The organism is Ignavibacteriota bacterium (assembly GCA_016707525.1).
In the GTDB taxonomy this organism is placed as follows: Bacteria; Bacteroidota; Ignavibacteria; order UBA10030; family UBA6906; genus JAGDMK01.
Genome location: JADJHP010000020.1, coordinates 1 through 8,318, shown reverse-complemented (window position 1 = coordinate 8,318; position 8,318 = coordinate 1). Strand labels below are relative to the sequence as shown.

General features: G+C 61.2%; 5 protein-coding genes. All 5 read left to right on the top strand.

Annotation, left to right across the window (positions count from 1 at the left end; genetic code table 11):
• Positions 1–555 precede the first annotated feature (555 nt).
• The gene (locus IPI01_20745) at positions 556–693 is read left to right on the top strand and encodes a hypothetical protein (GenBank protein MBK7260185.1); all 138 of its coding nucleotides are present in this window, start codon (positions 556–558) and stop codon (positions 691–693) included.
• Between the two features lie 656 nt (positions 694–1,349).
• A complete protein-coding gene (locus tag IPI01_20740) occupies positions 1,350–1,877 on the top strand; it encodes a response regulator (GenBank protein ID MBK7260184.1) in 528 nt (175 codons plus the stop codon).
• A gap of 278 nt (positions 1,878–2,155) precedes the next feature.
• Positions 2,156–2,965 carry a hypothetical protein gene (locus IPI01_20735; GenBank protein MBK7260183.1) on the top strand — a complete coding sequence of 270 codons (810 nt, stop codon included), beginning with the start codon at positions 2,156–2,158 and terminating at the stop codon, positions 2,963–2,965.
• A 257-nt stretch (positions 2,966–3,222) separates the two neighbouring features.
• Positions 3,223–6,669, top strand: a complete 3,447-nt coding sequence (locus tag IPI01_20730) for a carbohydrate binding domain-containing protein (GenBank protein ID MBK7260182.1) — start codon at positions 3,223–3,225, stop codon at positions 6,667–6,669.
• Between the two features lie 1,094 nt (positions 6,670–7,763).
• Positions 7,764–8,318 (top strand): hypothetical protein (locus tag IPI01_20725; GenBank protein ID MBK7260181.1); only part of this gene is annotated, 555 nt, incomplete at its 3' end.

The following is an 8,318-nucleotide window of genomic DNA, read 5'->3' as shown; positions in this document are numbered from 1 at the left end:
GGCCAGCACACCTTCGCGACGAGCGGCGGGATGCCGGAACACCAGCGGTACGGCAGTCAGGCGAGCGCGGCAGCGGGTCCAGCCTACTCGGCGTGCATGTTTCTTCTTCACCACGGAGAACCTTCTGGTGCTCGCTCGCGGCGAAGCCCGTGAGGTGATCATGAAGATCGAGATCAACCAGTGCTAGGTGTAGCGGCACGTTGTTGTAGGTGTGGTCGAAGCGATCGGCGGCAACTGTCGAAGAGGTTGGTGGGGCGCCAACGAGCGGCGAGGCTCATGGGCATTACGATGAAGGTGATACCGAGCAGATCACCCCTGCACCACATCCATCGCCATGTCGCCCAGAGTCCGCCAAGGAAAATTGTGGATCGAGACGATGGTGCCGGATCAGCAGCACGATGAGCGTCATATCGATACCGATCACCGAGCAGAGAGAGCTTACGGGAGGAGGCGAGCCGCACACCGGCGGGAGAGCGAGAAGTTCGTCGCGACCTACGAATCCCATGAATTGCCGGGTCGTATACCGGTACTCGTGTAGGTGTACTGCAACGGTGAATGGGATCGCGTAAGGGCTACCGCCGTGCGGTGAGCGACGCCGATGACGTAGGTGAAGGGGAGATGGCGAAGCACAGCGTGGTGAACAACCCGGCTGAATACGCGAAGTTTGCCGCCCCGGTGAAGATCCAGTGCTGAAGTTCCATGTACGGCGAGAGGCCGGACATCCACCACGGGATCATGCAGCCACCCGCAGTGAAATATCTTTCCCCTCCTTGTTCACCTTCATGGAAGAGAAACAGACCGATCCCTTACGATGATGATGAAGTAGAAGATCACCACGAGGTCAAAGAGATTGACCGCTTTCATGTTATCCTTGTCTTGACGTGTCGTTGAGTGTGGAAGTGCCCGGGGGGAGGATGTCCCAGGGGCGGGGAAAACTACGCACTGCGCGAACGGTCGATCATGCCGGGTATCGACGCTGTGCCTACAGCAGCGGTATGCCTATGAGCGGAACCGGATGCTCGTGTGGACGGTGCGGATGTGGCGACAGGCAGTGTCCATGCACCGGTCTGGGGCCGGCGGAGCGGCCACGGGGTGCCCGACACATGCGAAAGTATACTGCTCATCCCGCAGAAAGTCAACGGAAGTCTTGGAAGGGTGTAACCTAGGAACGTCGATTGTTGCCGATGGCATCGTTGTTTTTTGGGGCTCATGGCCACTATTGTTCACCCCCTCCGGAAGCGCTTCCCTCAGCTGCGCAATTTCGAGAGAATTCACGGTGCGGAAAAGGGGCACGGGTCTTGATATAGACAGGGAAGAACTCGCAGAGAAGGCGCAAGGGATCCTGCCGGATGAAGATACTCATAGCTGAAGACGATGCGGTCTCGAAACTTGTCCTGATGACCAAGTTGCAGTCGATGAAGTTTCATGTCATCGCGGCCAACGACGGCCGGGAAGGATGGGAACTCTACCGCGCGGAACACCCGGATGTCGTCATCACCGATTGGATGATGCCGTTCATCGACGGGCTTGAGTTCACGCGCATGATCCGGGCAGATCGCAGGCCCGTGTATCCGTATGTCATCATCCTCACTGCTCTGGGCGGGAAGGGGAGTTACCTCGAGGGGATGAACGCCGGAGCGGATGATTTCATCACCAAGCCCTTCGATTTCGAATCGCTGAACGCACGCCTTCGTGTCGCCGAGCGGCCTCGCGCTCCATACGGAGGTTGCCGAACCCGGGGCTCGCTTGTCGTCCGGAGTGCCGCCGCATCCAGCATGCCGACACAATGGGAGACCGTGCAGGAGCACGTCGCGCGGATCTCCGAGAACCACGTTGCTTCGAGGAAGTGCCCCGAGTGCGCCACACGGAACGGATAGACTCCGTTCAGCACGGGTGGTACGCCGGTCCGCACACCAGCCCTGATCGCCCCACCGATTCCGCTGCATCCTGCGCATGGGTGACACCTCCGGTACTACGATCGATGTAGCGTAGGAATACAACGTTTTCCCGATTGCAGCGGCGTGGCCATTCCGATATCATGGACATCAGGAGGCGAGGACGAAGCGGACTCCTGTGCCGGGGAACCGGGACGGGGTTCATGTCGCCCGGACCAGCATGCAAGAGGCGGGGCAATGTTCAACAAGGAGAGGCGACCATGACATTCGTGCGGATGATGGCAGTTGTGCTGGCGGTGATGATCGTGGGGTGCTCACCGGAATCGTCCGGTCCCGGGGGATCGGGAAATGGCAGCGTCCAATTGATGGTTTCCGGCGGTGCCGATCAGGGTACCGTGCGGCTCGGGAAAACCAGCGGAGCCACCGGCGTCCTTGCCCCGGTCGAATCGCTGGAGGTCTCGCAGGCGCTCATCGTTCTGAAAGATATCCATTTTCTCGGCGCGCCCGATTCTGCAAGACTCCGGGATTCCGTTGAATGCAGATTTGACGCGGACAGGGAAGACCATGATGGCTGGAAGAGGGATTCCACGATACACTTCAAGGGGCCCTTCATCGTCGCGTTGCATGATACCACCCCCGTGCAGATCGCTGTGGATACGATCAGGCCCGGACAGTATTCGGGCATCAAGTTCAATATCCACAAACTCCGCATGTCCGATGTGACGCGTGATCCGCTGTTGCCCGATTCTCTTGTCGGCTACAGTGTGGTGGTCGCCGGATCGGTGAAGTATCCGGGCGGCACGTGGGTACCGTTCCTGTTCAAGGCGGATATCGATGAGGACTTCAAGGTGAAGGGGGATTTCACGGTCGCCGAAGGGCAATCCGTCACACCCTACGTACTGAAGTTCGATCTCGGTTCGTGGTTCAGAACCGCGAATGGCAGGACGCTCGACCCCAACGATCCGGCGGACCGTCATTGGATCCGTTATGCCATCAAGGCGTCGCTCAAGGGGCGGATGGCGGGCGGCAGGGACCACGATCATGATGGCCGTCCGGATAAGCATTTCTAGGTGTAGCACCCGCACGGATGGACGATTGGAGCCGGGGAGTGCCTTGACAACAGCTCCCATCTTCAGTACCTTATTCCATTCGTTCTCGGGGGACATAGTCGAGCGTTGATCGAGAGCCCCTCGTGCATCGGAGGGCTCTCAATCCCTACGGCGTTCCGATCGCTAGCGTACATGGGGCGGCCTACGCCCCTGCGGCACACCGCCGCACCAAGGACTCTACTAATCATATACATCCTTCTCATTGAATGGAGATACTCATGGCTCATTTGCCCCCTGCACCTCGCATCGTGCAGCGCGCATTCCTGTTGCTCCTGCTCGTTGCCGCTCTTCCTCTCGCCACGACTGCGCAGTACCTGATGTCGCCGCAGCCCGGTGATGTGTACAAGGAATTCATGCGGACGATGAGCGGCGACGATTGGCGCGTCACGGACCCGAACATCAACCTCGATGTGTATCCCCAGGCGGGCGCGTTCCTCCCGAATCCCACACTGGACCTTGACGTGGACGATCTCTCCGGTGCTGTGCGTGCGGAAGCCATCGTCAATATCTGGGGCGGCCACGTCGGTACCGCGGGGAAGAAGATCCGTTTCAATGGGAACGGCTGGATCGACATTCCGGAACTCGGCGGTGGTAACGGTATCCCGGACGGGCATGATGGCTTCAACTACATCTCCCAGATGGACCTCACCATCCCCGTGCCGCTGTCGGACCTGCATACCGGCACGAACACGTTTCAGGGAACGAACACCGGGCAGACCGGCCCGTATGGTTTCGGCTGGGGGCAGTTCGGATGGTACAGCATCATCCTGCGCGTCTACTATGACAATGGCAAGACCCATTCCACGGGAAGCATCACGTCGCCTTCCGGGAGCGGAACGATGGGCGAGAACCCGATGATCTCCGCGAGCGTGAGCGGCGGGACCGACCGGGTGGATTTCCTTGCGTATTATGATGGATACGACACGGACGGCGACGGGGTCTGGCAGGAATATCATCATGACTCGCGCCGCCGCTTGGCGGCGAATGCCGAACCGACCATCAAGAACCACGTTGGCACGGTGACGGGTGGCGGGTGGCAGACGGTGTGGGATACGCGGTATGTGCCGGACCAGGCACCGGGGAGCATCAAGCTCGTTGCCCGGATCCGGAATGGCAATGGTGTCTGGTATGTGTCGCCCGAGGTCTCAGGGTTAACCCTGCAACGGTCGGGGAGTTACGTGCGATTGTATAAACCCCTGGATATGCCCGAACGCGCATGGGCACGCGGCGACCTTGATGAAGTGAACGTTCACTACAACGTGACGGACGATGTCTCGCAGGCCACGGAAGTGGTCGGTATGGTCCGCACCTGGAACGGCATCGACGGTGCCCAGGAGCCGGGCGACTACAATTATCGCAGGTTCAACGGTTGGACGGATGGTGAGTACGGCGGGAACCATGCCTATGCCTTCAACATCCGCTCGTATCCGACGGGAGATCTGCAGTCCGGGACGAATTCCATCACGTTCTTCTCGTCGAATATCCTCCATCACGGCATCGAGATCCTCTGGCCGGGTCCCGGCCTGATCGTACGGTATGGCGGCAGTGCAGGGAACTTTGGCCCGAGCATCAGCAGCCATCCGGCGAACCGCAGTGTCGCAGTTGGCGCGACGGCGTCGTTCTCCGTCGGCGCGAGCGGGACTGCGCCGCTCCGGTACCAGTGGCAGAAGAACGATGCCGACATCGATGGGGCGACGGGCTCGAGTTATACCACCCCGGCAACCAGCTCCGGTGACAATGGCGCAACGTTCCGGTGTGTGGTCACCAATGACTATGGTACTGCGACGAGCAACCGGGCAACGCTGACGGTGGGAAGCGGGACGACATCGCCGGTGATCGACAAGGAACCCACGGACCAGACAGTGATCGTGGGTGCGACCGCGACATTCACGGTGCAGGCATCCGGCACGGCACCGTTGACCTACAAGTGGCAGAAGAACAGCGCCGACATCGATGGTGCCACGGAACCGTCGTACACGACGCCACCGGTGAGCAAAGCCGACAGCGGCGCACTCTTCCGTTGCATCGTCAGCAATGGCGGAGGCGATACGCCCAGCGCAGCGGCGCGGCTGATCGTGGTGAGTTCTGCTGCGCCCACGATCCTGTTCGACCCGGTCGACCAGCTTGTCGGCGTCGGGCAGCCTGCCACCTTCACCGTGCGCGTCCAGGGTGCCCCGCCGATCTCCTTCCAATGGAAGAAGAACGGCGCACCGATCAATGGTGCCACGGACTCCGTGTACACCACTCCGGCAACGAGCCTCGTCGACAGCGGATCGGTGTACCAGTGTGTCGTGAAGAACACTCTCGACAGCACCTTCAGCGCCGAAGCGAAGTTGAAGGTCACCACGGGCTCCGTCTCCGTCCTTGCGAATGCAGGCTTTGAACAGGGAACGGCATCGTGGGCGTTCTATACGAATGGGAGCGCCACGTTCACCGCTGCACCGGCCGGCCCGCGGAACCCGCATGCCGGTCGCGTGGCGGTCGCAACGGAAGGCAGCAACGTGCAATTGTACCAGACCGGCGTGACACTCGAAGCCGGTGCGCAATACAGGTTGTACTTCCGTGCGTACAGCACGTCCGGCCATGATGTCTCCGTGAGCATTCAGAAGCATGCGTCACCGTTCACATCGTACGGCGTATCGGGACAGGTCATCACTCTGGACACCACCTGGAAAGACCACTCGGTGACGTTCACCGCGTCAGGGTTTGCCGGTGTTGCTACGGATGCCCGCATGATGTTCTACCTTGCGCCGTACGACTCGGCCGGCGACGTGTTCTCCTTCGATGATGTGTCTCTCTCCAAGGTCAGCAGTGTGGCCCCGCTGGCAGTGACAGGCCATCCGGCGTCAGCATCGATCACGGTAGGCGACACGGCGGTGTTCATCGCCGCGGTCTCCGGGACCCCGCCGATCACGTATCAGTGGCAGAAGAACACGGTGGATATTTTTGGTGCCGACGGTCCGCGGTACGTTATCCCGCCTGCGGGGTCCGGTGACAACGGTGCGCAGTACCGCTGTGTGATCAAGAATCCCGCCGGCACGATTCAGACCAACAGCGCAACGTTGACGGTGAACGGGCCGGTGGTGATCGGCGCCCCGGTATTGCTGCTCCCTCTGAACGGCAGCGTGAGCGCCGCCACCACGCAGAACTTCGTGTGGAACAGGGGTGTTGCAGGTGTGACGAAGTACTGGTTCGAGATCGCGACGGATTCCCTGTTCACCGCCGGCCGGTCCGTGGATTCTTCGCTGACCGATACGACCAAGAACGTCTCCGGCCTGACACTCGCCAGTACCTACTACTGGCGCGTGCGTGCGGGCAACGCCGGCGGGTGGGGCCCGCTCAGCAGCACATGGAGGGTGCGTATCTCCCTGACGAGTGTTGCGGAGAACCGGACCACGCCGACGACCGTGACGCTGGATCAGAACTATCCGAATCCGTTCAATCCGTCCACAACGATCCGTTACAGTCTCCCCGCAAAGGCCTCTGTGCAGTTGAAGGTCTTTAATTTGCTGGGCGTCGAAGTGGCGGAGCTTGCGAACGGCGAACAGGAAGCCGGGTATCATGAGATCCGCTTCAACGCCGAGAGCCTTCCGAGCGGCATGTACTTCTACCGCTTGCAGGCAGGGACCACGACCGAGACCCGCCGGCTGTTGCTGGTGAGGTGATCGCGGTGTGCTTCCAATGTCAGGGGCCCGGGAGGACGACTTCCGGGCCCCTGTTGGTTTTCCACCCATACGCGGATCGTGGATCCCGTCCCGGATCCGGCCGCCATCGATCGGCACTCTTCACGAGTGCGATGGAGCCGGGACGGGCCGCTCCCGATGCGGCCCGCCGGTGGGGCGCGGCGCTCATCAACGAACCTGTTGCGTGCTGACACACGGAGATCTGGGATCCCATCACCCCGGAGGGTTGCAATTCAGCGGCGGGATTTGTTGATTGCCTTGATGACACCCATGAAGCGAACACCAACAGGGGGATCGTCGCCCTCCTCCCCATCGTGTACGGAGGGGTTGGGCTTGGCGGGCATCTCCAGGTGCTCACGCTTTGCGGCCCTGGAAGGGACGCACGCGTCGCTCCTGCTCGTGTCCCCATGCACAAACCCGGCCGGGTCTCCCTGTTTCAGGAACGGCATCTGCCTTCCCAGGTCACGGTCTCGGCACCGGAACCGGCGATCATCGTGCAACTCGTTCCTGCGCAGCGTACCGGTTCCCGGATCGCGATCGCTCTTTGTGATGACGCCGTGCCTGGCCATCCGGCCGCGAGGCGGTCTCCTTCTCGTGCCCCCCCGTCGTCTCCCGTCTCCTCCTGATCTCTCCTGATCGAGCTGTCTTTGTGTGTGTGAGACGGTCCGATCGTTCTTCTCTGAGATGATGACGGCCGCCACTGCATGGTGTTGGCCCGCACCGTACGATCCTGGCGGGTGACGGGCGGCCTGGCGTGCCGCCCCCATCCAATGCCATGGAGGTACGACGATGAAGATCACCATTCGCCTGATCATCGCGCTTCTGATCGCTGCCGCGGCGGTTGCCGCACTCTTCTCCTGGAGCCAGGTAAAGAGCGACCGGGAATTGATGGAGAAAGAGCTCGATACACGGGCGAACGTACTTGCCGAGGGGTTCGAGGAGGCAATGCGTTCCGCCGTTCTCTCCGCGGACCAGGACCGCCTCAAGGCGCTGGTCGACCGGTTCGGCAATAGACCCGCCTTATCGGCCTGGCCCTTTTTGATAGTAGCGGTGCAGAACTTGCATCGACCGCATCATTGCAGGACGCGTCGCCGGCGGTCGCGGCACTGGTGTATGAGGCGATGGTACGCGACACGGCGGTGTCGGTGTTCGAGGTCCTTGGCCAGCGCCGCGTGCATCTCTTTGCCCGGCCGGTCCGATCGGGGCGACAGGCTTCAGGCACGATCCTCCTCTCGCACGATGCGTCGTTCATGGATGAACGGTTGAAGGGGATCTGGTACACGAATTTCTTCGGACTGCTTGTCCAGGTGGCCCTCATCATCCTTATCACGGTCGTCGTGGTCCGATGGAGCATCACCGGCCCGATCGCACAGGCAGCGCAGTGGTTGCGTGGACTACGCATCGGAAGGAATGTTGAGGAGTATCCGCTTCCGCGCGCCGAACTGCTCGGTCCTCTGGGCGTGGAGGTCTCGCTGTTTGCCCGCAGTCTAGCCCAGGCCCGCGCGGCGGCACAACGCGAGGCCCGGCTCCGCATGACGGGGGAGGCGCTCTGGACCCCGGAGCGGCTGAAGGAACACGTGCGGACGGAGCTCAAAGCACAGAATCTCTTCGTCGTGTCGAACGCGAACCGT